This is a genomic window from Streptomyces sp. NPDC048496 (assembly GCF_043200055.1).
Classification (GTDB): Bacteria; Actinomycetota; Actinomycetes; order Streptomycetales; family Streptomycetaceae; genus Streptomyces.
In genome coordinates this window covers 223,671-246,005 of sequence record NZ_JBICXB010000006.1, presented here as the reverse complement: position 1 = coordinate 246,005, position 22,335 = coordinate 223,671, and the positions used below count along the sequence as shown (strand labels likewise).

Sequence of the window (22,335 nt, the reverse complement as noted above, 5' to 3'; positions counted from 1 at the left end):
TGACCGTATGGACGCGTTGCGCTCACTCATGGGGCAGTCCCGCGATCGCCCCGTCATCGGAGGTGATCCCGTGTCGTCCAGGGTTCTGCGCACCGTCTGCGCGGCGGCACTCGCCGCGGTGGTCGCGGCCTCACCCGCCGTCGCCGCCGACGCGGACCCGAGCAGTCCCGGCCCCTCCGGCCCCTCCCGTGAGCCACGCGCCACGAAGAGCGTCGCCGAGCTGCTGACCGAGCTCAAGAAGCTGTACCAGCAGGCCGAGGAGGCCAGCGAGGCGTACAACGGAACCACGGCGAAGCTGGAGAAGCGGAAGGCGGAGGCGAAGAAGCTGGACACCGCTCTTGCCGTGGCGCGGACCGCGCTGGGCCGCAGCCGCAACGACGCGGGGCGGCTGGCCCGGGAGCAGTACCAGGGACAGTCCGATTTCTCCTCGTACGTCCAGCTGATGCTGTCCCGCGATCCCGAGCACGCCCTGGACCAGGAACACGTCATTCAGCGGGTGGCGGCCGGCCGGGCCGCGACCGTGAAGCGGCTCACCGGCGCCGAGAAGCGCGCCGACGGGCTGGCCTCCGCGTCCCGCAAGGAGCTCGGGAAACAGCGGGTGCTGGCCGCGCGGCAGAAGAAGCAGCGCGACACCGTGCAGTCGCGGCTGACGAAGCTGGAGGCGCTGCTGGCCAAGCTCTCCGCCGAGCAGATCGCCCAGGTGTCCCGGCTGGAGCAGCAGGCCACGGACAAGGCCCAGGGCACGCTGGTCACCTCGGGCGCCCTGTCCTCGGCCCGGCCGCCGTCCCAGGAGGGCGACGAGGCGGTGAAGTACGCGGTCAGGCAGCTCGGCAAGCCGTATGTGTGGGGCGCGGAGGGTCCGGGCTCGTTCGACTGCTCCGGGCTCACCTCGCAGGCCTGGGCGAACGCGGGGCACGCGATTCCGCGGACCTCCCAGGAGCAGTGGAAGCAGCTGCGGAAGGTACCGCTGAACGCGCTGCGCCCGGGTGACCTGGTGATCTACTTCCCGAAGGCCACGCACGTGGCCCTGTACGTCGGCAACGGCCTGGTCGTGCAGGCGCCCCGGCCCGGGTCGCAGGTGAAGGTCTCGCCACTGGCGTCGAATCCGCTGCTGGGCGCCGTGCGTCCGGATCCGGAGAGCCCGTCGCTGAGCACGTACAGCCTCCCGGAGCCGGCCCGGGACACGTCCGGCGGCTCGGACGCGGGGTACGACTCCTCGTCCGCGCCGCGGGACACGTCCGGCGGCTCGGACGCGGGGTACGACTCCTCGTCCGCGCCGCGGGACACGTCCGGCGGCTCGGATGCGGGGTACGACTCCTCGTCCGAGCCGGGCGACGAGTAGCCGCATGCGGTACCCCCCGTACACACGTCAGCCGGGCCGCGCACCGTCGCTCTCCCGACGGGAACCGGCCCGGCCGTCGTGTCTGTCCTGGCGGTACGGCGGTCAGGCCGCCGCCTCCGAGACCTGCGCGAGGTACGCGTTCGTCTTCTCCGGGTCGGGGAATGAGGCACACCCGGCCGCGAGCCCCTGCCTGCGAACCCTCGGCAGACAGCGGGCTCATGACATGCCGTGGACCATCTGCGGGCCGCCGGCCCCGAATCGACCGCCTGTGGCTGCTCCGTGCGCCTGCCTGCCCACCTGCCCGTGTGACGTACGTATGGGCGGGCGCTGCCGTCAGGCCCACCCCCTGCGGGCGGCAATCCAGCCGAGCTGGATGCGGCTTTCCGCGCCCGCCTTGAGCATGAGTTCGCCGATGCGGCGCTGGACGGTGCGGCGGGAGACGCCGAGCTGGCCGGCGGCGGCCTGGTCGGTGAGACCGGCCAGGACCAGGGTCAGCACCCGGGCGTCCATCTCGTCCAGGCCGTCGGGACGCACCTCTGTGACGCCGCCCACCGTGTTGGGGGAGAGCGGGTAGGCACGCTCCCAGGCCAGCTCGAAGTAGGCGATCAGGGTCTCCAGCAGCCCGCAGGCGTGCACCAGGATCGAGGCGGGGGCGGAGCGGCGCCCCGGCAGCAGGGGCACCATGGCCAGCTCCCGGTCGGCGATCATGAATTTCACCGGCACCGATTCCGCGACCCTGACCTGCTGACCGGCCGCGATCGCGCCCAGCACCTCGGCGACCATGCCGGGCTGACCCAGCGCCTCGCGCTGCACAATGGTGCGGTAGAGCACACCGCGACGCACCCCGGCGTGTTCGGCGGTGTTGTGCTCGCGCTGCACGACGGTGGACTCCGGCACCATCATCGCCCGGACCTCGTGCCGCGCGGACTCCTGGAGCTGCATGAAGCGGTGCCGTACCGCGCAGGGGTCGGTGATCACTTCGACGATGCTGCCGCCGGCCGCCGCGTTGCGGTACTCCTCGGCGAGTGCCAGCAGGGCTTCTTCGGCGGCCCGCAGGTCGTCGCGGCGTTGCCGCAGCGTTCCGCCGAGCGCTATGGCCGGGGGCGCGGCGGCGAAGACCGTCGACGCCCCCAGCCAGGCGCCGTCACCCTCGTCGCTCTCGCCGCCGTGGGTGCCGACCACGGCGAGGCCGCGCCGGGCCAGCGCGGTGAGCAGCGGCAGCACCTCGCAGGGCGGGCGGCCGGTCTCGGCCGCCAGCTGGTCGGCGTTGGCGCCGGCACGGGCCACCAGGAGGCGGTAGACCTCCTCCTCGGCCGGGCCGAGCCCGAGCATCGAGAGCACGGAACCTCCTCGTGATCGAGTGGTTCGATCGCATCGATCGAGCGAAGTCCCGATGACCATACGGAGGCTGTCGCTCCGCCAGTCACCCGGGGGTGGGTGACGTGACGGAAGGAGGGCCGACAGCCTCCGTATCGGGCCTTTTCGCCTACTTCAGACCGTAGGCGCGGATCACCTCCTGGCTGACGCGGTTGCCCGCGTCGTCCCAGCCCTCGGCCTTCAGTGAGACGAAGCCCTTGTGCGGGGCGTCGAAGCCGGCCGTCCAGCTACCGGACTCGCCGCTGAGCTCGACCGGCTGCCAGGTGGCGCCGTCGTCGTACGACACCGAGAGCGTGGCGCCCTGGATCTTGCCGGCACCGGCAGCGTTCTCAAGGTGATGCGGGGTCAGGCGCAGCGTCTGCCGGCCGCCCCCGGCGTTGCCCGCGAGATCGGTGGCGACGTCGTAGCCCATCTGCAGCACCGCCATCCGGTCCATCACCTTCGGGTCGGTGACCGGGTCGGACTTGACCTGCCACACCGTGTGGGTGTGCGGGGACAGCCCGTAGGTGGCCGCGTCGCGGTCGGCGGTCATGTCGAAGGTGTAGACCGACGGGGTGGTCGGGGGGTTGATGATGTTGACGGCCGACGAGTTGCTGGTCCTGAGCAGGGTGCCGCCCTGGTACGTCTTCAGGCTCACCTTGGTGTTGTCGAAGCCCTGCTGGATGACGCCGCCGTGGCCGTCACCGTTGTCGGACCAGGGCTGGACGTTGAACGCGATCTGGTTCTTGCCCCGCCACGACCACCAGTAGGTGCCCCCGTTGGCCGGGCGCGTCACCGGCTGGAACCAGTTGCGGACCTGCCTTGAGCCCGGCTTGTACGCGGTGCGCGGCCCCTGCGAGGACAGGATGAGGTTCGGCCCGGTGCCCATGGTCTCCACCCACCGCGTCCCTTCCTGCGCCGAGACGTAGTCGGTGCGGGTGCCGGGCATGTCGATGCGCTGCATGAACCCGGAGCCGAACCTGCGGTACGGGCGGAAGCCGGACCGCCACTCACCGCTGGCCCTGGTGGCGGTGGTGCTGTGGAACCGCATGTCCACCGTGGCCAGTTCGGACGAACGGGGACGGTAGGCCAGCCCGGTGGACGGGATCTGCCCCGGGTGCGGGTCGGACAGGTCGTACATGTACGGGGAGTCCGGCACGCCCTTGACGTCCAGCCGCAGCCGGCCGCGCTTGGCGTCGGCGATCAGCGGAGCCCCGTTCCGGGCGGTCACCGAGTGCACGGGCACGGCGCTGTAGCCGCCGGCGGGGCCGACGGACTCGATCAGCTTGCCCGGCCGGTCGTTGACGACGAGCAGCAGTGCGGCCCCGGCGTCGGCCGCCGCCTGCGCCCGCTGCGCGGCGGTGAGCGCGCCGGAGCGGGTCACCAGCGCGACCTTGCCCTTGACGCCCAGTCCGGCGTACTCGGCGGGGGTGCCGGTGCCGGCGTACACCGCGTCCAGGCGCTCTTTGCCGTCGTACCGCGCGGAATCCTGCTGGCTGATCACCTGGACCGGTCTGCCGTCATCGGTGACGGTGAGCAGCGGCAGGGCCTTGCGCCAGCGGGTCTCGTACTCGAAGGTGCCCTGGGTCACCTTGCGGGTGGGCAGCACGAACATGCTGTCGTACTTGGGGGCCAGCAGGTACTGGACGTCGACGACTCCTATTCCCCACGCGTTCTCCTTCGCGCCGTCCGCGCGGTACCAGTTCATGGACAGCGACCGGTCCTCGGTCCTGCGCGGGACCTCCGCGGTGGCCTCGTGGGTGCGGCTCGCGTCGAGCACGACGTCCCGGTCGCGGTCGAGGACGACTTCCGGGTCGCCCATCAGCGCCATGCCGACCGAGTCGGGGCCGTGGCTGCCGGGCACGTCCTGGTACGTCAGGATGCTGAAGGTGCCTTCGCGCAGCCGCAGGTCCGCCTTGCCGCTGTCGTCGATCACCTGCTTGTACGGGTCCTCGCTGCTGCCGAGGCGGTGCATCATGACCCAGCCCGAGGTCGGTTTGCCGGCACGGTCCTTCAGGCTGATGCTCAGGGTGTGGCGGGCGTCCTCCCGGTACACGCCGAGCCGGGTGCGGGCCAGCGCCGAGCCGGAGGAGTCCTTCGCGGTGATCTGGCCGAGGTAGCGGCGGCCGTCGGCGCCGAGGCTCGGCTTGGCGGTGGCGGTGACGCTCGCGGTGCCGTGCGCGGGCACGGTCACGGTGTCGGCGGAGAGGGTGAACAGACCCTCCGGCGCGGGCTTGCCCTGGTCGGCGCCCGGGTCGGTGTCGTACGGGCCGCCGCCGATGGTGGCTGTCAGGGCCAGGTCCAGCTCCACCGGCTCGTCACTGCTGTTGCGGTAGGTCACCGTGCGGTCCACGGACTGCGCGCCCTCGTGCGGCCAGGCGTCCATGCCGAAGTAGGCCGAACCGGTCGCGGTCACCGTCGCGGCGGTCGCCGCGGCGAGGTCGGCGCGGCCGCTGCCCACTTGGTAAGTGGTGTACGACGACAGTTCCTTGGAGCTGCTCATCAGCGCGTCCTTGAGCTCCCGCGCCTTCCAGTCCGGGTGCTCCTGCGCCAGGATCGCGGCGGCGCCGGCGACATGCGGGGTCGCCATGGAGGTGCCGCTCATCGACGTGTACCAGCCGGTGGCCGCGGTGCCGCCGGCCTTGGCGGCCAGCACGCCCACACCGGGTGCGGCGATGTCCGGCTTGAGGGCGTAGTCGCCGTAGCGCGGGCCCTGGGAGGAGAAGGACGCTCTCTTGTCGGCGGAGTCCACGGCCGCGACGGTCAGCGCCTCGTCGGCGGCGCCGGGGCTGCCGATCGTCGCCTCGGAGCCGGAGTTGCCGGCCGCGATGACGAACAGCGCTCCGCTCTCGTCGGTGAGGCGGTTCACCGCCTGGCTCATCGGGTCGGTGCCGTCGCTCGGGGCGCCGGAGCCGAGGCTCATGCTGACCACCTTGGCGCCGTGGTCGACGGCCCACTCCATGCCGGCGATGATCCAGGACTCGTCGCCGTACCCGCCGTTGGCGAGCACCTTGCCGACCAGCAGGTCCGCTCCGGGCGCCACGCCCTTCTCGGCGCCGTCGGAGGCGGCGCCGCTGCCGCCGACGGTGGAGGACACGTGGGTGCCGTGGCCGTGGCCGTCCTGGACGGCCTCGCCGGGCACGAAACTCTGCGACTCGGAGATCCGCGCGGACAGGTCGGGGTGGTTGAGGTCGGCGCCGGTGTCCAGCACGGCGACCTTGACGCCCTTGCCGTCGTACCCCTTGTCCCAGGCGGCGGGCGCGCCGATCTGGGCGGTGCTGTCCTTGAGGGTGGCCTTGACCCGGCCGTCCAGCCAGATCTTCGAGAGTCCGTCGCTCAGCTTGGGCGCGGCGGAGTTCGCGTCAGCCGCGGACGCGGCGGGGGCGACCGAGGTCCACAGTTCGCGGGCCTGCTTCTTCACCGCCCGGACGGACGTGCTGTTGATGGCCGGCAGCAACCGGACCTTCTTCGTCCCGGCGGGCGGCGCGGTCCGGGCGGACGGCGCCGCCGAGGGACGGTAGCCGAGGATCAGCGGGATGCCGTCGCTGTGCTTGTCGTCGTAGCCCTGCTCGATCAGGTCGGTGACGTTGAACAGCCGCCGGTCCAGCCGGTTCGCGGCCATGTAGGGCAGCGCCTCGTCCGGGAAGACGTACAGGTCGTCACCGATGGTCTCGGTGCGCACGCCTCCGGTGGCGCCGCGCGGGCGTGTCACGTCGACGCTCTGCTTGCCGCCGCCGGCATCGGCGACGCGCACGATGTCACCGGTGAGCAGAGTGACGGTGTGGTCCCCGGTGGTGCCGGCCGCGGAGGGGTGGGTCGCGGCGGCGGCTGACGGGGCGTTCGCCACCGCGGGGCCGGTCGGCCCCGCAAGTGGCGTCAGGACGGCGACGGTGCAGACCGCCGCCGCGAGTGCCCGCCGGCGATGCCGGCGGGGAGGTATGAGAGAAGTCATGCAGGGTTCCTATCGGCCCGGCACCTGCGGGGGGAACAGCAGCCCGGTGGCACCAAAGCGCCACGTCCCACATGTGCCAGCGCGGCCGATGTGCCGCCGGACCACAGCACTTGCCCGGACATCGGTACGCGGCGCCCCTTCCGGGGTGGCCTGATCCGTCGCCCGCCTCGCCTGTGTACGGGCTTCCGGTGGTGCCCAGCGCGAACCGGCCCCTCACCTCGCCGCCCCGCCGCGTCCCGCCCGTTGCGGGCGCCGACCGGACGTACCTGACGACGCGTCATGGTTGCGCACGGACGCATCCCCGTCGCATCGTCGTCACAACCCACGTCGAACAGCGGGGCTGCCAAGCCTCCGCTCGCTGATTCACATCCGGCTCCGGGGCGACCTTCCCGTCAGCGGCCCCTTGGGGCAACCAGCGGTGCCGCGCATTCGCCAACCGGGTGCACACCTCCGAGTCCATCGGCGGCCAAGGCCGGGTTTTCGCCCAGGGGAACGTCATTCACGGGATCGAGACTGCTCTCCTCCGGCACGGCACGGCGTCGGCACGTTGCCGTGGCGGCCCGAAGACGGCTGTGCGCCTGACTGCGCGCGGCCGAGGGGGCCGCGCGGCGCATCGGAAGGTCGCCCGGAGGGACCAACGGCGTTCTCGGCGGCCGGATCGGCAGAAGCACCCTGTCAGCGGTGGTCGGGCAGAGAGCGCCCGTCAATGGCCGGGCCGTCCGTGGGCCGTCCGAGGACGGCCCACAGACACCAACGCTGGCCGCTGCTTAGCAGGTCAGGCGCTTAAACAGCGGCAGATACCTCAGCAAGGTACGCGTTCGTCCGCTCCGGGTCGAAGAAGAAGTTGTCGAAGTCCGCCGGGTTGTTGAACCCGTTGGCGAACCGGTCGGCGACCGGCTGCAGCTGACCGGCGGCGCCGATCAGGTTCAGCACGTGCTCCGGCGGTACGCCGAGCATGGCGTTCGTCCACCTCACGACGTGCTGCGCGGTGTCCCAGTAGCGGTCGAACGTGGACTGCATCCAGTCCGCGTCAAAGGCCTGGTCGCCGTGCTCGGTGATCGACTTCAGGTACGCGTCGGCGCACTTGGAGGCGGAGTTGGAACCCTGGCCGGTGACCGGGTCGTTGGCGACGACGACATCCGCCACGCCGAGCACCAGGCCGCCGCCGGGCAGCCGGCCGATCGGCTTGCGCACGGTCGGGGCGTAACGGCCCGCCAGGGTGCCGTTGGCGTCGGTCAGTTCGACCTTGGTGGCGCGCGCGTACTCCCACGGCGTGAACTGCTTCATGAGCTCCAGCGTCTTCGCCAGGTGCTCAGAGGGGTCCTTGATGCCCTGGAAGACGTCCAGCGGGCCGCCCGGGACGCCCTCCCAGAACAGGATGTCGGCGCGGCCGGACGTGGTCAGGGTCGGCATCACGAAGAGCTCGCCGACACCGGGGACCAGGTTGCAGCGGACCGCGTCGAACTCGGGGTGCTCGGGGCGCGGGCCCATGCCGTGGACGTACGCGACGGCCAGGGCGCGCTGCGGGGCGTCGAACGGCGAACGGGACGCGTCCCGGCCGAACATGGAGACCAGTTCACCCTTGCCCGCGGAGACCATCACCAGGTCGTAGGTGCGGGAGAAGTAGTCGAGGTCGGAGACGGCCGCACCGTGGATGACGAGCTGTCCGCCGCGCTGGGCGAACGTCTCCATCCAGCCGGCCATCTTCACGCGCTGGTCGACGGACTGGGCGAAGCCGTCCAGCTTGCCGACCCAGTCGATGGCGCGCGAGGAGTCGGGGGCGGCGACCGAGACGCCGAGGCCCTCGATACGCGGGGCCTGGGACTCCCAGAAGTTGAGCTTGAGGTCGCGCTCGTGCTGCAGTGCGGTGTCGAACATGCACTGCGTCGACATGACCCGGCCGGACCGGACCTCGTCGGCGGTGCGGTTGGACATCAGGGTGACTTCGTACCCATGGGACTGCAGTCCGAGGGCGAGCTGCAGACCGGACTGGCCGGCTCCGACTATGAGTATCTTCCGCATTGCGGTTCTCCGTTACGTCTACGTGGTACGTGCGCGAGATGTGTCCAGTGCCGTGACCGGCAGTGTGTGCCCCGTGAGGAGCGTCGTCCGGTGCATGCGATCGCAAGGCGGCCGGACGTCCTTGGATGGGGGTCTCCCCTGGAACGAAGCCGAGAGCTTGGGGAAGGAGCTACCAGGGCTTTCGGCCAACGCAGCGAGCGGACGTGCCGGGCGGCGCGACGGGGCGAAGCCCGCCGGGAGTGGCATCAGGCGGGGGTCGCGTCAAGAGCGTGACCCACGAGGGCCAGCAGCGACTCGACGACGGTGATCCTGTGACGCGCGTCCATGATCACAACAGGCACGTCCGGGGGTATGGTCAGGGCCTCCCTGACGTCCTCCGCCTCGTAACCGGGCGTCCCCTCAAAGTGGTTGACGGCCACGATGTACGGCAGTCCGCAGCTCTCGAAGTAGTCGAGCGCGGGGAAGCAGTCGGAGAGCCGCCGGGTGTCGGCGAGCACCACCGCACCGATCGCGCCGCGCACCAGGTCGTCCCACATGAACCAGAAGCGCTGCTGTCCGGGCGTGCCGAACACGTACAGCACGAGGTCGTCGGCGAGCGTGAGACGGCCGAAGTCCATCGCCACGGTCGTGGTGACCTTGTCGGGCGTCGCGGTGAGATCGTCGGTCTCCTCGCTGGCCTGGGTCATCAGTGCTTCGGTCTGCAGCGGGGTTATCTCGGAGACCGATCCCACGAAGGTCGTCTTGCCGACCCCGAACCCGCCGGCGACCACTATCTTCGTGGCGGTGGGGGCCCTGGTGTGATCCAACTGCCAGGCCTGGATCGACTCCTCGGCCTGGTCCTCCGGTCCCGGCTGACGCGGGACGGACAGGAGTGGATCAGAGACGACGGAGTCCATTCAGCACCCTTTCGAGCAGTGCGCGGTCGGGCTGGCCGGTGCCGTGACCGGTCCCGTACACACGGATCTTTCCCTGGTCGGCCAAGTCGCTGAGCAGCACTCGGACCACGCCGAGCGGCATCTTCAACAGGGCCGAGATCTCCGCGACCGTACGCATGCGGCGGCAGATTTCGACAATGGCCTGGAGCTCCGGCATCACCCGCGTGGCGAGGTTGCCGTTGGTGAGCTCGCGGCGCTCCTCGGGCGCTTCCAGCGCGGCCACGAACGTCTCGACGAGAAGGACGTGACCGAAGCGGGTGCGGCCGCGGGTGAGCGAGTACGGGCGGACCCGGGCGGGCCGTCGGTCGGACCCGCGGACCGGGAGCCTGCGGGCGGGTTCAGCGGCGGGCGTCACTGGGCGCTCTCCATCGATTTGCGCAGTTCACTGCGGAGTTCGGGGGTGAGTACGTGTCCGGCACGGCCGACGAAGAGCGCCATGTGGTACGCGATGACGCTCATGTCGCAGTCGGGGGTGGCGTGCACGCCGAGCAGCGAACCGTCACTGATCGACATGACGAAGAGGCTGCCCTCGTCCATGGCGACCATGGTCTGCTTGACGCCGCCGCCGTCCATTAGTTTCGCGGCGCCGATGGTGAGGGAGCCGATGCCGGAGACGATGGTCGCCAGGTCGGCGCTGGAGCCTCGGGGGCCGTCCTGCAGGCCGCCGGTCGCTGCGGCTGTCCGGCGGCCGGGGTCGGAGGAGAGCAGCATCAGTCCGTCGGACGAGACAACGGTGACCGAATGGACCCCTGGCACCTCCTCCACGAGATTGCTCAGCAACCAGTGAAGGTTCCGGGCCTCGGTGCTCAGCCCGAATGTGCTGGGCGCAGTCAACTGCGTGCCTCCTCGACTGTGTCCCCCGTCTCATCGGTTCGACCGCCGAAACGGTCTGCCCGCTCGGTCTGTGCGGTGACGGCACCGTCGGCGATCTCCGCCTCGACGTCGCGGCGGCCGTCCTTCGCCCCTTGGTGGAAACCGCCGAGGCGGCGGCGCAGCTCGTTCTTGTCCAGGCTGCCCTTGCGCTCGGCGGTGGGGGCGTCGGCGGGCCTGACGACCTTGGGGGTGCGCTTGGGAAGGCCCTTGTCGGTGATGCGTTCGGCCTGCGGCTCCGGCTGCCGGGGGCCGGGAAGGGTCTCGGCGGCGGGCGCCGGGGAAGGAGCCGGGGCGGTGAAGGGCTCCGGGGTCTCGTCCGCGGTGCGCTCATGGCGGTCGGGGCCGATGGCGTACGGGTTGGGGGTCACCGGGGTCTCGTGGGCCGGTCCGGCCGACGGGACCGGCTGAGCCACGGGGACATCCCGGAGCTCCGGGAGCCGGACCCGCATCGTGGTCTCGGACTCGGACTCGTCGGGGGCGACCGGCTCGGGTTCCGCCGGAGTGGGCGCTTCCATCGAAGCGGGCGCCACCGTCGGAGCGGGCCCGTCCGCCGGAGCAAGCACCTCCGCCGGGGCGGGCGCCGCCGTCGGAGCGGGTGCCTCCGCCTGGGCCGGGTCCGGTGCCGACTCGCGGATCGCCCGCTCGGCGGCGGCGATCAGCGGGTCGCCGGGCAGCGTGAGCGTCCGGCCCGGCAGGGCATTGGAGTTGGCCTCGGCGACCGATCCGGGCAGGTTCAGCGCGGGCGCGTCCCCGGGCACGGTCACGGGCGGCGGCGTGGCGCCGGGCGGCGCCTTCGGCAGCAGCGACTGCGGCAGCACGACGACCGCCGTCACCCCGCTGCCCTCGTGCTCGCGCAGCTGGACCCGCACCCCGTGGCGCGCCGCGAGCAGCGACGTCACCTGGAGTCCGAGGCCCGCGCCGTCGGCGCTCTGCTCGCCCGCCTCGAACGAGGACGGGTCGGCCAGGCGGGCGTTGAGCTCACCCATCCGTACGGACGACATGCCGATGCCCTCGTCCTGCACGGAGAGCATCACCTCGCCGGTCTCCAGCAGCCAGCCGGAGAGCTCGACATGCGAGTCGGGCGGCGAGAAGGAGGTCGCGTTCTCCAGGAGTTCGGCGACCAGGTGGCTGAGGTCGTCGGCGGCGAAACCGGCGATCTGGGCGTGCGGCGGCAGGGACTGGATGGTGACCCGTTCGTACCGCTCGATCTCACTGACGGACGCACGCAACACATCGACCAGCGGGATCGGGCCGGAGTGCCCGTGGCCGTGCTCGGCGCCCGCGAGGACCAGCATGTTCTCGCTGTGGCGCCGCATGACCGTGGCCATGTGGTCGAGCTTGAAGAGGGTGGCGAGCCGCTCCGGGTCCTGCTCGCGATCCTCCAGGCTCTCGATGACGCCGAGCTGGCGCTCGACGAGGCCGAGGGTGCGCAGCGAGAGGTTGACGAAGGTGTGATGGACCGTGTTCCCCAGCCGCTCCAGCTGGGCGGTCAGATCGGCGGTGCGGACCTGGAGTTCGGCACACTGGAGCGTGAGGGCCTTGCGTCCGGCGATCAGTTCGCCGCGCTCGTTCTCCAGATTCTCGAACCGGCCGTTGAACTCGTGGAGCAGCCCGTGCAGCTTGCCGTGCAGGGCGTTGAGGGATCGAACGACCTGGGCGAACTCGTCGTTGCGGCCGGTGTAGCGGACCGGCTCGGCGGTGGCGGGCTCCGCGGCGAGGCGGGCGGCGCCGATCCGCAGGACGGCGAGCGGCTGGGTCAGCGTACGGGCCACGGCGGTGGAGACGCCGACGGCGACCAGCAGACAGCCGCCGAGGAGCGCGATGCGCAGTTCGAGAGCGGTGACATCGTCGTCGCGCAACTGCTCCAGGCGTCGCACCTGGTCGGTGCCGAGGGCGGACTCGACGCTGCGCATCCGGTCGACGCGGGCGGAGAGTGCCGCCTCGACCTTCTTCCGGTCGGCCTTCTGGTCGGTGTCCGACAGCTCGGGACGGTCGGTGAGGGCGGCGAGGTACTTCTCCGCGCGGTTGACCTCGGGCCCGGTGACAGTGGAGGAGAGCTTCTCGCGGGCGGTGCTGCCCGCGGCCTGGTCGAAGTCGGCGAGCGAGGAGAGCTCGCGGACCCTGGCCTGCTGGGCGGCGGCGCTCAGCGCGTCACGGTTGCGGTCGTCCTCGCTGCTGCCCTCGTCCTGGGTCTGGACGGGCAGCCCGGTGAACGGGTCGGTCTGCGGGAACGTGGCCTCTTTGCGGGGCACGGAGAGCGCGGCGATCAGCAGCCCGCGGGTGGCGGAGGCCTGATCGGCGGCCCGACCGAGGGCGAGGGGCGCACGGGTGGCCTCCGCGGCCCGCGGCGGGGTCTTCTCGGCGAGGTCGTCGGCGAGATCGTGGAGCTTGGCGATGACCTCGGAGTACGCCTCGTGGGCGGCGAGTGCCGAGCCCTTGCCGGTGAGGGCGGTGCGGCGCAGGGAGGGGATCGTGGAGAGATCGCGACGCAGCGCGGCGGGAGCCGTGTCGCGGATCTCGTCGATCTGCTGGTCGACGCGGGCGCTGGGGCCGTCGCTCTTCGCGTCGGACTTCCCGTCCCGGCCACCCGCGATATAGGCGGTGACTTCGTCGCGCTCGTCCGCGAGGGAGTGGGCGAGGGCCACCGCCTGCTGGTTCAGCTGGGCAAGGGTGACCAGCCGCTGGGACTCGGTCAGTTCGGTGGAGGCGCCGAGGGCCGCGGGCGCGCCCGCGGCGATGACGGTGATGCCGACGACCGCGACGCCGGCGACCAGCCGGCTGCGTACGCGGACGGTGCGCCGGGTCGGCTCACTTCCGCTCGGCTCCGGGAGTGTCGCCCCGGCACTGCTTTGCTCGCTGCCCTTGCTCCGAGGCCGCTTCTTCTGCACCGGTGCTCGCAATCTTGACTCGTCCACCCTTGAAGCAGAGGTGACGCACGGTCATATGTGGAAGGACACCCCGACCCTGGTACGGCTTCCGACCATTCCAGTGCTTTTGAGAGGGGGGCGCGCATCAACCGCTCCGCCACCTGAACGAGTGAACATCACTCCAGAGTTGACGAACAAGTCTCCCCCCGGGCGCCGCAGCCCACACCTGGGCCATCGGCTGGAACTTCCGCCCGGGCTTTGGCAGGATGCCCGCCCGCACCCGTCGCGGAGCCACTCCTTCCGCTCAAGCCTCCCCACTGACCTGCTGGTACGGCCCAACGCCACGATCGTGCAGGCCCCGTGAAGGCGTCGTGCAGACTGGCCGTATGCGCATCGAACTCGCCTCGGCCCCCGGTAGCCCCGAGCGCCCCAACGAGGACTGGACAGCCACCGCGCTTCCCGCTTCCGGCGGGGGCGGCACGTTGGTCCTGCTCGACGGAGTCACTCCGCCACGGGGGGACGACGGTTGTGCGCACTCCGTGCCCTGGTTCACCGCGCGGCTGGGCGGATCGCTGGTCGAACTGTCGGGTTCGCGGCGGGATCTGACGCTCACCGAGATCCTCGCCGAGTCCATCCGGCGCACCGCCGACACACATCGCACCCTGTGTGACCTTTCTCACGTACGCACTCCCCAGGCGACCGTCGTCGTGGTGCGCTGGGACGGGGAAGAGATCGAGCACCTGGTGCTCTCCGACTCCGTACTACTGTTCGAGTCGCCGGACGGAACGGTGCGCGCGCTGCTCGACGACCGGCTCGACCGGCTGCCGCCGGGCTCGCTGGCCACCGAGGCGATCGCCGATTCGCAGGTACGCAACAAGGAGGGCGGCTTCTTCACCGCCGCCGCCGACCCCGGGGTGGCGGTCCGCGCCGTGACCGGGCGGACGCCGCTCACCGAGGTGCGGGCGGTGGCCGCGCTGACGGACGGGGCGAGCCGCTGGACGGAGATGTTCCACGAGGGCGACTGGGCGGCCTGCCTCGCGGTGCTCCACAAGGAGGGCACACAGGGGCTGATCGACCGGGTCAGGGCCCTGGAGGACGCGGACACGGAGCGTGCGCATCTGCGGCGCGGCAAGACGCACGACGACGCGACGGCGGTCTACGTGGTGCTGTAGGCCACCCGGGTGCGGGGTCGGCCCGCGCCGGCGGCGTGGGCGGTTTCCGCGGGGCGGGGGCCGGAGGGCACCCGGGGATGCCCGGCCGGCCCGGGGTCGGGCCCGGCCGGCGTCAGTCCTCGGCCCGCGCGTTCAACTGGTGCAGCAGCCGTGCCAATTCCGCCACCTCGGTCCGGTCCCAGTCGGCGAGCTTGCTCACGTACCGGTCGCGGCGCGCGTCGCGGACGCTGCGGAAGCGCGCAAGCCCCTCGTCGGTGAGATGGACGAGGAAGGCCCGCCCGTCGGCCGGATCGGGCTCGCGCGCCACCAGTCCGAGCTCCTCCAGGGCGCGCAGCTGACGGCTCATGGTCGCCTTCCCGACGCCGAAGTACGCGGCGAGATCGGTGGCCCGCTGCTGCCCCACCGACTCCAGCCGTACGAAGAGTCCGTACGCCGCGGCCTCCAGCTCGGGATGGACCTCCCGGGCCATCTCACCGGAACTGGCCCGCGCGCGACGCAGAAAGACAGCCAATTCCCGCTCCAGTGCCAGGAATTCGTGGTCCACACCACTTCCTCCGGTCGCGCCGGGTTCACTACCGCTTTCGCTCCCGTGCACGTCAACACCCCTCATGAGCTTTCCTGCCGCTGAAAATTTCTCTCGCCGCCGGTCATCGCCGCAGCTCCGCCAGTATTTCGCAGGCGTAGACCAACGGCACCGCCCAGGCCCTCTTCCGCGCGCGGGTCTACGTGCGTAGCGTCATTACTGACATGTCCACACCATGACATGTCGCAGGGGGTGCGCCGAGCCGCCCCCCTGGGTCTGCAGATCCCCCCACCGAGGCCTCGGAGGCACGCACATGTCCGTGCACAGATCCGGATCCGGAACGACCCGCCGCTCACGCCTGGCGGCACTGGGAACCCTCCTCGCAGCACTTTCGCTTCTGCTCACCCTGCCCGGCGCGGCCATCGCGGCCGACTCCCCCACGGTCGCCGCCAAGAAGCCCGCGCGCGGGTCGGCCACGATGGGCATGGGCGTCATCGCCCACGACGGCCAGGGCGGCCTGCCGCACGAAACGCTTGTCGCCCAGACGGAAGGCGTGGACGTCAGCAGTCACCAGGGCAACGTCGACTGGGCGACTCTCTGGAACAGCGGCGTCCGGTGGGCCTACACCAAGGCCACCGAAGGCACGTACTACACGAATCCCTACTTCGCGCAGCAGTACAACGGCTCGTACAACGTCGGCATGATCCGCGGTGCGTACCACTTCGCCACCCCGGACACCACGAGCGGCGCCACCCAGGCCAACTACTTCGTGGACCACGGGGGCGGCTGGTCGAGGGACGGCAAGACGCTGCCCGGCGTGCTCGACATCGAGTGGAACCCGTACGGCGCGCAGTGCTACGGCAAGACGCAGGCCGGCATGGTCTCCTGGATCCGCGACTTCGTGAACACGTACAAGGCGCGCACCGGGCGTGACGCGGTCATCTACACCGCGACCAGCTGGTGGACGACCTGCACCGGGAACAACGCGGGCTTCGGCACCACCAACCCGCTGTGGGTGGCCCGTTACGACACCACGGCCGGCACGCTCCCGGCCGGCTGGGGCTACTACACGATCTGGCAGTACACGTCGTCCGGCCCCTACGTCGGCGACCACAACCACTTCAACGGCGCTCTCGACCGCGTACAGGCACTCGCCAACGGCTGAGCCTCCGCTCCCCGGAGCCCCGGTGACGCACCCCGTCACCGGGGCTCCCGCACGCCTCGCGAACCGCCCCTCGCCGACCGGCCGCACCACGGCGTCCACGGGAACGGCGGTCCGGCCTACGAACCGCGGCAGCAGCGTGGCTTTTCCGCGCCCCGCCCGGACGCGGAACAGCACGTTCCCGTATCCGGACAAGCGGAACGGCCCGCACCGCCCTTTCGGGTGGCGCGGGCCGTCCGACCGGCCGCGCACGTCATGCCACGCCCGTCACGCCATGGCGCTCACGCCGCGGCCGGGATCCTCTCCTCCGCCCTGGCCGTGGCCGGGGCGAGGGCGATCTCCAGCACCTGGCGGACATCCGTCACCGGGTGGACCTGCAGCTTCTCCAGGACCTCGGCCGGGACGTCGTCCAGATCGGCCTCGTTCCGCTTGGGGATCACCACGGTGGTGATACCGGCCCGGTGGGCGGCCAGCAACTTCTGCTTCAGCCCGCCGATCGGCAGCACCCGTCCCGTCAGCGACACCTCACCCGTCATCGCCACATCCGTACGGACCAGCCGTCCGGAGAGCAGCGAGGCCAGCGCCGTCGTCATCGTGATACCGGCACTCGGACCGTCCTTGGGCACCGCGCCCGCCGGGAAGTGGATATGCGCTCCCCGGTCCTTGAGGTCGGCGACGGGCAGTTCCAGCTCGGCGCCGTGCGAGCGCAGGAAGCTCAGCGCGATCTGCGCGGACTCCTTCATGACGTCGCCGAGCTGACCGGTGAGGGTCAGTCCGGCCGCGCCGGTCTCCGGGTCGGCCAGCGACGCCTCGACGAACAGCACGTCACCACCGGCCCCGGTCACCGCGAGTCCGGTCGCCACGCCCGGCACCGCGGTGCGGCGCTCGGCCGGGTCCTGGGCGGACTCGGGGACGTGGTGCGGCCGTCCGACGAGACCCCGCAGGTCCTCGTCGGTGACGGTGAACGGGAGATCCCGGTCGCCCAGTTCGTGCTGGGCCGCGACCTTGCGGAGCAGCCGGGCGACGGCCCGCTCCAGGTTGCGTACGCCCGCCTCACGGGTGTACTCGCCGGCCAGCTTGCGCAGGGCTGACTCGTCGAGCGTCACCTCGCCCTTCTCCAGACCGGCCCGCCCCAGCTGGCGCGGGAGCAGGTGGTCACGGGCGATGACGACCTTCTCGTCCTCGGTGTAGCCGTCGAGCCTCACCAGCTCCATACGGTCGAGCAGCGCCTCCGGGATGGCTTCCAGGACATTGGCGGTGGCCAGGAAGACGACGTCGCTGAGGTCGAGTTCGACCTCCAGGTAGTGGTCACGGAAGGTGTGGTTCTGCGCCGGGTCGAGGACTTCGAGGAGCGCCGCGGCCGGGTCGCCGCGGAAGTCGGAGCCGACCTTGTCGATCTCGTCGAGCAGGACGACCGGGTTCATGGAACCGGCCTCCTTGATGGCGCGGACGATGCGTCCGGGGAGCGCACCGACGTACGTACGCCGGTGGCCTCGGATCTCCGCCTCGTCCCGCACACCGCCGAGCGCGACACGGACGAACGTGCGGCCCATGGCGTGCGCGACGCTCTCACCGAGGGACGTCTTGCCGACGCCGGGCGGTCCGACGAGGGCCAGCACCGCACCGCCCCGACGCCCGCCCACGACCCCGAGGCCGCGTTCGGCACGGCGCTTGCGCACCGCGAGGTACTCGGTGATCCGTTCCTTCACGTCCTCCAGGCCCGCGTGCTCGGCGTCGAGGATCTCCTTGGCCGCTCGGATGTCGTACGCGTCCTCGGTCCTTTCGGTCCACGGCAGTTCGAGGACGGTGTCCAGCCAGGTTCGGATCCAGGAGCCCTCGGGGCTCTGGTCGGACGAGCGCTCCAGCTTGCCGACCTCCTTGAGCGCGGCCTCACGGACGCGCTCGGGAAGATCGGCGGACTCGACGCGCGCCCGGTAGTCGTCGGACTCGTCCTCCGCGTCGCCGTTGAGCTCGGACAGCTCCTTGCGTACGGCTTCCAGCTGGCGCCGCAGCAGGAACTCGCGCTGCTGCTTGTCGACGCCCTCCTGGACGTCCTTGGCGATGGACTCGGCGACGTCCTGTTCGGCGAGGTGTTCGCCGAGCCACTGGATGGCGAGTTTCAGCCGGGCGACCGCGTCGGCGGTCTCCAGGAGCTGCACCTTCTGGGTGGTGGTGAGGAACGGTGAGTATCCCGAGTTGTCGGCGAGTGCGGAGATGTCGTCGATCTGCTGGACCCGGTCCACGACCTGCCAGGCGCCGCGCTTCTTCAGCCAGCTGGTGGCGAGGGCCTTGTACTCCTTGACCAGCTCGGCGGCGGCGCCGGGGAGCAGCTCGGGAGCCGAGACGTCCACGCGGGTCCCCTCGACCCAGAGCGCGGCCCCGGGTCCGGTGGTTCCGGCACCGATCCTCACGCGGTCACGGCCGCGGATGAGGGCGCCCGGGTCTCCGTCGGAGAGCCGGCCGACCTGCTCGACGGTGCCGAGTACACCGGTCCCGGTGTAGGTCCCGTCGATCCGCGGCACCAGCAGCACCTCGGGCTTGCCGCCACCCGGACGGGCGGCGGCCTGAGCGGCCTCGACGGCGGCCCGGACATCGGTGTCGGACAGGTCCAGAGGAACCACCATTCCGGGCAGCACCACCTCGTCGTCGAGTGGCAGCACAGGCAAGGTGAGCGGCGTGACCGCGTTGGACTCAGTAGCCATGATCTCCCCTTCGGCACTCAAGTTGAGCTATGCAGACTCAATGCTCCTGAGCGACTGCATGTTCCCGGGGCTGTGTTCGCTCTCAGCGATCTTCTTCCACCCGTCCGTCACCTGCGAAAACCGCTCGCGGCCGCGCCGCACTCCGGGGAAGAGTGCCCGTATGGGTGACACAGAGCTCGACAGAGGCCTCGCCGAGGACGAGACGATCAGACGCGAGGGCTCACTGAGCCGCGTACCGGCAGCGTTGGCCCCCGCGGTCGAGGCGGCCCGCTCCCGGATCACCGATGCGTTCGACGCCACGCGGCTGCACAGCGCCTACCTCTACGGCAGCATTCCTCGGGGCACGGCCATTCCCGGCGTCTCGGACCTGGATCTGCTGCCGGCCCTGCGCGCCGAACCGACCGAGGCCGACCGGGCCGCCGCCCGCTCCGTCGAGGCCGCACTCGACGCCTCGTCCGACCTGATCGACGGGGTCGGCATCCTCCTCTTCGGCACCGGCACCCTGTCAGCGAACTCGAACGCAACGACATGGGCTTCTTCGTCGCCTGCCTCTGCACCCCTCTCCTGTGACCACGCCTTTCGCCTCCCCGCGCCCCGTACGGATCCGGCAATTCGCTGGTCCCGGCCGCGCGGCCGGGCGAGGATGGCAGGGACTCACCCACCCTCTACCGGAGACCGAGGACATGCCCACCGCCGACCGCCGCACCGCCCACAGCCCCGTCACGCTCGACCGCCGCGAAGGGCCGTACGGGGAGGTCGTCCTGCGGGAGCGGGGTGACGACTTCGAGATCATCGCCAACGGCTGCTTCCTGATGGACACCGCGGACGGTCGCTCCGAGCGGCTGCTGATCGACGCGGCGCTTGCCGCGCTGCCCGCCGGGCGGCCGGACCCGGCGGTGCTGATCGGCGGTCTCGGGGTCGGCTTCTCCCTCTCCCACGCGGCGGCCGAGCCGCGCTGGGGGCGGATCGCGGTCGTCGAGCGGGAGCAGGCGATCATCGACTGGCACCGGGGTGGCCCGCTGGCCCGGATCACCGGTGCCGCGCTCGCCGATCCGCGGGCCGAGATCCTGGCGAAGGATCTGATTGCGTACCTCCACACGACTACGGACCGTTACGACGCGCTGTGCCTGGACATCGACAACGGACCGGACTGGACCGTCACCGACGACAACGGCAGCCTGTACTCGCCCGCCGGTCTCGCCGACTGCCGGGAGCGGCTGAATCCGGGCGGAGTACTCGCGGTCTGGTCCGCGCAACCATCCACCCACTTCGAACAGGCCTTGCGGAATGCCGGATTCAGCGGCGTTAGGACGGAAGAGGTGCATGTTGCCCGAGGTGTGCCCGACGTGGTTCATCTCGCACTTCGGACCGCCTGAAGTCCCCCCACCGGGTATGCGTGGCCCCCGGACGCCCGGGGGCCACGCGCCACAAGGCAGACACTCCGCCTTCTCGTCGCGTCCAACCCGTTCCCGTGCCGTTGCACCGTGCGTAGCCGGGGGCCGTCCGGTGGCTTTACGCTGCTGAGCGGCAAACGGGATCACCCACGAAATTCACAAGCGAAGACCGTGCGTCCGGGGGAATGGCCCCCGCGAGAACGGGCAGGGGCGGGGCGATGGAACACACACACACCACCCACAACGGTGTCGCGGCGACCCCGGGCGCGCAGCGCCGGGTGCTGGTGGTCGAGGACGACGCGACGATCGTCGATGCCATCTCCGCCCGCCTGCGGGCCGAGGGCTTCCTGGTGCAGACCGCGCTCGACGGCCCCGCTGCCGTCGACGCGGCCGAGTCCTGGCAGCCCGACCTGATGGTGCTCGACATCATGCTGCCGGGCTTCGACGGCCTGGAGGTGTGCCGTCGGGTGCAGGCCACCCGGCCGGTGCCCGTGCTGATGCTGACCGCCCGGGACGACGAGACCGACATGCTGGTCGGCCTCGGTGTCGGCGCGGACGACTACATGACCAAGCCGTTCTCGATGCGTGAGCTGGCCGCCCGGGTGCATGTCCTGCTGCGCCGGGTGGAGCGTGCCGCACTGGCCGCGGTGACACCGCGCACTGGCATCCTGCGCCTCGGCGAGCTGGAGATCGACCACGCGCAGCGCCGGGTGCGGGTGCGTGCCGAGGACGTCCACCTCACACCGACCGAGTTCGATCTGCTGGTCTGCCTGGCCGGCACACCGCGCGCGGTGCTCTCCCGGGAGCAGTTGCTCGCGGAGGTCTGGGACTGGGCGGACGCCTCCGGCACCCGTACTGTCGACAGCCACATCAAGGCGCTGCGCCGGAAGATCGGTGCGGAGCGGATCCGCACCGTGCACGGTGTCGGTTACGCCCTGGAGACCCCGGCGCCATGACCCGGCCCGGCTCCCGGCTGCGTCCCTTCTCGGTCAAGGCCAAGCTCGGCACGCTCGTCGTGGTCTCGGTGTTCATCACGACCGGGCTTCTGATGGTGGCGGTGCGCACCAGGACCGAGCTGCGGTTCATCACCGTGTTCTCGGTGATCGCGACGCTGCTGATCACGCAGTTCGTGGCGCACGGTCTGACGGCGCCGCTGGACGAGATGACGAAGGTCGCCCGGTCGATCTCGCACGGCGACTACACCAGACGGGTGAGGGGCGCCGACCGGCGTGACGAGCTCGGCGACCTGGCGCAGACGATCAACCTCATGGCGGACGATCTGGAGGCTGTGGACCGGCACCGCAAGGAGCTGGTGGCCAACGTCTCGCACGAGCTGCGTACGCCGATCGCGGCGCTGAGAGCGGTGCTGGAGAACGTCGTGGACGGGGTCTCCGCGGCCGATCCGGAGACGATGCACACGGCGCTCAAACAGACGGAGCGACTCGGCAGGCTGGTGGAGACGCTGCTGGACCTCTCCCGGCTGGACCACGGGGTGGTCACCCTGAAGGCCCGCCGCTTCGAGGTGTGGCCGTATCTCTCGGGCGTGCTGAAGGAAGCGAACCTGGCCTCCTCGCACCGCCGGCTCTCCTCCGGCTCCGGGAACCACAGCCGCAAGGACGTACATCTGCATCTGGATGTGTCGCCGCCCGAGCTGACCACGCATGCGGACGCGGAGCGGCTCCACCAGGTGGTGGCCAATCTGATCGACAACGCTGTCAAGCACAGCCCGCCGCACGGCCGGGTCACGGTGCGGGCGCGGCGCGGCGCGCAGCCGGAGTCGCTGGATCTGGAGGTCCTGGACGAGGGTCCGGGCATCCCCGAGTCCGAGCGGCACCGGGTCTTCGAGCGTTTCAACCGGGGTGAGGTGCCGTCCCCGCACGGTCCGGGCAGCGACGGCGGTACGGGTCTGGGGCTCGCGATCGCCCGCTGGGCGGTGGATCTGCACGGCGGCCGCATCGGAGTGGCTGAATCAGCTCGCGGCTGCCGGATCCAAGTCACTCTTCCGGGGATCCCTCAGCCACGCGGTTGACATAGG

The 22,335-nt window shown here is 71.1% G+C and carries 15 protein-coding genes and 1 pseudogene; 7 read left to right on the top strand and 9 right to left on the bottom strand.

The features are described 5' to 3' along the window. The first annotated feature begins 70 nt into the window (after positions 1-70). Entirely contained in the window at positions 71-1,342 is a 1,272-nt protein-coding gene (locus ACGFSA_RS09720) for an NlpC/P60 family protein (protein WP_393302192.1), read from the top strand. A 333-nt stretch (positions 1,343-1,675) separates the two neighbouring features. Here the strand turns inward: ACGFSA_RS09720 and ACGFSA_RS09715 are convergent, their stop codons facing one another. From ACGFSA_RS09715 to ACGFSA_RS09685, 7 genes are all read right to left on the bottom strand, one after another. After that, positions 1,676-2,674, bottom strand: coding sequence for a helix-turn-helix domain-containing protein (locus ACGFSA_RS09715; RefSeq protein ID WP_393302237.1), 999 nt, complete (start codon positions 2,672-2,674; stop codon positions 1,676-1,678). A gap of 154 nt (positions 2,675-2,828) precedes the next feature. After that, on the bottom strand, positions 2,829-6,650 hold the full coding sequence (locus ACGFSA_RS09710) for a S8 family serine peptidase (protein ID WP_393302189.1): 3,822 nt from the start codon (positions 6,648-6,650) through the stop codon (positions 2,829-2,831). A 783-nt stretch (positions 6,651-7,433) separates the two neighbouring features. Further along, on the bottom strand, positions 7,434-8,672 hold the full coding sequence (locus tag ACGFSA_RS09705; protein WP_393302186.1) for a styrene monooxygenase/indole monooxygenase family protein: 1,239 nt from the start codon (positions 8,670-8,672) through the stop codon (positions 7,434-7,436). Between the two features lie 245 nt (positions 8,673-8,917). Next, entirely contained in the window at positions 8,918-9,568 is a 651-nt protein-coding gene (locus ACGFSA_RS09700) for an ATP/GTP-binding protein (RefSeq protein WP_393302183.1), read from the bottom strand. Next, a complete protein-coding gene (locus ACGFSA_RS09695) occupies positions 9,549-9,962 on the bottom strand; it encodes a DUF742 domain-containing protein (protein WP_393302180.1) in 414 nt (137 codons plus the stop codon). The genes ACGFSA_RS09700 and ACGFSA_RS09695 overlap by 20 nt, the downstream gene beginning before the upstream one ends. Beyond that, a complete protein-coding gene (locus ACGFSA_RS09690; protein ID WP_393302177.1) occupies positions 9,959-10,441 on the bottom strand; it encodes a roadblock/LC7 domain-containing protein in 483 nt (160 codons plus the stop codon). The genes ACGFSA_RS09695 and ACGFSA_RS09690 overlap by 4 nt, the downstream gene beginning before the upstream one ends. Continuing rightward, positions 10,438-13,368 carry a nitrate- and nitrite sensing domain-containing protein gene (locus ACGFSA_RS09685; RefSeq protein WP_393302234.1) on the bottom strand — a complete coding sequence of 977 codons (2,931 nt, stop codon included), beginning with the start codon at positions 13,366-13,368 and terminating at the stop codon, positions 10,438-10,440. Before ACGFSA_RS09685 ends, ACGFSA_RS09690 begins: the two co-directional genes overlap by 4 nt. 365 nt (positions 13,369-13,733) lie before the next feature. Here ACGFSA_RS09685 and ACGFSA_RS09680 point away from each other — a divergent pair, with 365 nt between their 5' ends. Continuing rightward, a complete protein-coding gene (locus tag ACGFSA_RS09680; RefSeq protein WP_393302174.1) occupies positions 13,734-14,519 on the top strand; it encodes a protein phosphatase 2C domain-containing protein in 786 nt (261 codons plus the stop codon). A 112-nt stretch (positions 14,520-14,631) separates the two neighbouring features. On the opposite strand, the gene ACGFSA_RS09675 is transcribed toward ACGFSA_RS09680, so the two are convergent. Beyond that, positions 14,632-15,129 (bottom strand): MarR family winged helix-turn-helix transcriptional regulator, encoded by a 498-nt coding sequence (locus ACGFSA_RS09675; RefSeq protein ID WP_393302171.1) that lies wholly within the window; start codon positions 15,127-15,129, stop codon positions 14,632-14,634. A 226-nt stretch (positions 15,130-15,355) separates the two neighbouring features. On the opposite strand from ACGFSA_RS09675, the gene ACGFSA_RS09670 reads away from it, so the two are divergent. Next, entirely contained in the window at positions 15,356-16,207 is an 852-nt protein-coding gene (locus ACGFSA_RS09670) for a lysozyme (RefSeq protein ID WP_393302168.1), read from the top strand. 278 nt (positions 16,208-16,485) lie between these two features. Here the strand turns inward: ACGFSA_RS09670 and lon are convergent, their stop codons facing one another. Beyond that, entirely contained in the window at positions 16,486-18,906 is a 2,421-nt protein-coding gene (gene lon, locus ACGFSA_RS09665) for an endopeptidase La (protein ID WP_393302165.1), read from the bottom strand. A 160-nt stretch (positions 18,907-19,066) separates the two neighbouring features. On the opposite strand from lon, the pseudogene ACGFSA_RS09660 reads away from it, so the two are divergent. The 4 genes and pseudogenes from ACGFSA_RS09660 to ACGFSA_RS09645 form a co-directional block, all read left to right on the top strand. Beyond that, a pseudogene (locus ACGFSA_RS09660) lies at positions 19,067-19,473 on the top strand (nucleotidyltransferase); the annotation flags it as partial. Positions 19,474-19,589: 116 nt separating this feature from the next. After that, on the top strand, positions 19,590-20,282 hold the full coding sequence (locus ACGFSA_RS09655; protein WP_393302162.1) for a spermidine synthase: 693 nt from the start codon (positions 19,590-19,592) through the stop codon (positions 20,280-20,282). Positions 20,283-20,518: 236 nt separating this feature from the next. After that, positions 20,519-21,256 (top strand): response regulator transcription factor, encoded by a 738-nt coding sequence (locus ACGFSA_RS09650; protein WP_393302159.1) that lies wholly within the window; start codon positions 20,519-20,521, stop codon positions 21,254-21,256. After that, on the top strand, positions 21,253-22,329 hold the full coding sequence (locus tag ACGFSA_RS09645; protein ID WP_393302156.1) for an ATP-binding protein: 1,077 nt from the start codon (positions 21,253-21,255) through the stop codon (positions 22,327-22,329). The genes ACGFSA_RS09650 and ACGFSA_RS09645 overlap by 4 nt, the downstream gene beginning before the upstream one ends. Positions 22,330-22,335: the final 6 nt, after the last annotated feature.